The organism is Aquabacterium sp. UBA2148 (genome assembly GCF_002328915.1).
GTDB classification, from domain to species: Bacteria; Pseudomonadota; Gammaproteobacteria; order Burkholderiales; family Burkholderiaceae_C; genus Aquabacterium; species Aquabacterium parvum.
The window spans coordinates 1,243-3,043 of sequence record NZ_DCXA01000064.1 but is presented as its reverse complement, the minus strand read 5'-3'; the positions used below and the strand labels follow the sequence as shown (position 1 = coordinate 3,043).

The following is a 1,801-nucleotide window of genomic DNA, read 5'->3' as shown; positions in this document are numbered from 1 at the left end:
CATGCCGCCGTTGCCGCACACGTACAGGTTCCAGCCCTTCTCGGTGGCGATCACGCCCACGTCCTTGCCTTGCGCCTCGGCGCATTCACGGGTGCAGCCCGACACACCGAACTTGATCTTGTGCGGGGCGCGCAGGCCCTTGTAGCGGTTCTCCAGTTCCACCGCCAGGCCGACCGAGTCATCGACGCCGTAGCGGCACCACGTGGAGCCCACGCAGGACTTCACCGTGCGCAGCGACTTGCCATACGCGTGGCCCGACTCGAAGCCGGCAGCGATGAGTTCTTCCCAGATCAGGGGTAGCTGCTCCAGGCGGGCGCCGAACATGTCCACGCGCGCACCACCCGTCACCTTGGTGTACAGGCCGTACTTCTTGGCCACCTGGCCCACGGCGATCAGGCCATCGGGCGTGACCTCGCCACCGGGCATGCGCGGCACGACCGAGTAGGTGCCGTCCTTCTGGATGTTGCCCAGGAAGTAGTCGTTGCTGTCTTGCAGCTTGGCCAGCTCGGGCTTGAGCACGAAGTCGTTCCAGACCGATGCGAGCACGCTGGCGGCGGTGGGCTTGCAGACGTCGCAGCCCAGGCCCTTGCCATGCTTGGCCAGCAGCTCGTCGAAGGTCTTGATCTGGCCGACGCGGATGAGGTGATACAGCTCCTGGCGCGAGTAGGCGAAGTGCTCGCAGAGATGGTTGTTGACCTCCATGCCCTGGCGCTTCATCTCGAACTTCATCACCTGGGTGACGAGCGGCACGCAGCCGCCGCAGGTCGCGCCGGCCTTGGTGCAGGCCTTGAGCTTGGCGATGTCGGTGGCGCCTTCGCCCACGGCCGCGCAAATTTGGCCCTTGGTCACGCTGTTGCACGAGCAGATCTGGGCGCTGTCGGGCAGGGCTTCGACGCCCAGGCCCGGCTTGGCCTTGCCGTCGCTCGAAGGCAGGATCAGGAACTCGGGGTCGGCCGGCAGGGCGATGCCGTTGAGCGCCATCTGCAGCAGGGTGCCGTATTCATCGGCGTTGCCGACCAGCACGGCGCCCAGCAGCTTGGTGCCATCGGCGCTGACGACGATCTTCTTGTAGACCTGCTTGACCTCGTCCACGTACTGGAACGAACGGCTGCCTGGGGTCTTGCCGTGGGCGTCGCCGATGGAGGCCACGTCCACGCCCATCAGCTTGAGCTTGGTGCTCATGTCGGCGCCAGTGAAGGCGGCGCTGGCGTCACCCGCGATGTGCTTGGCGGCCACGCGGGCCATGTCGTAACCGGGGGCCACGAGACCGAAGGTCTGGTCGTGCCAGGCCGCGCATTCGCCCACCGCGTAGATGTGGTGGTCGCTGGTGCGGCAGTGTTCGTCGATGGCGACGCCACCGCGCGCGCCCACGGCCAGCACGCTCTGGCGGGCCAGTTCGTCGCGCGGGCGGATGCCGGCCGAGAACACGATCATGTCGGTCTCGAGGTGGCTGCCGTCTTCGAACACCATGCGGTGGCGGTGCATGGCGCCATCGACGATCTTGACGGTGCTGTGGCTGGTGTGCACGTGCACGCCCAGGTCTTCGATCTTGTTGCGCAGCACGCGGCCGCCGCCTTCGTCGACCTGCACGGCCATCAGGCGCGGGGCGAACTCGACGACGTGGGTGTCCAGGCCCATGTCGCGCAGGGCCTTGGCACATTCCAGGCCCAGCAGGCCGCCGCCGACCACGACGCCGGACTTGGACTTGGCGCCCGAGGCCTTCATCTTGTCGAGGTCTTCGATGGTGCGGTAGACGAAGCAGTGCTCGCGGTCGCGGCCGGGGATGGGCGGCACGAAGGGG

At 67.2% G+C, this 1,801-nt stretch carries 1 protein-coding gene; it reads right to left on the bottom strand.

The window, feature by feature from the left end; all coding sequences use genetic code 11:
- A partial coding sequence (nirB, locus tag B2W70_RS03630; protein ID WP_286742951.1) for a nitrite reductase large subunit NirB occupies positions 1 to 1,801 on the bottom strand: 1,801 nt, incomplete at both ends.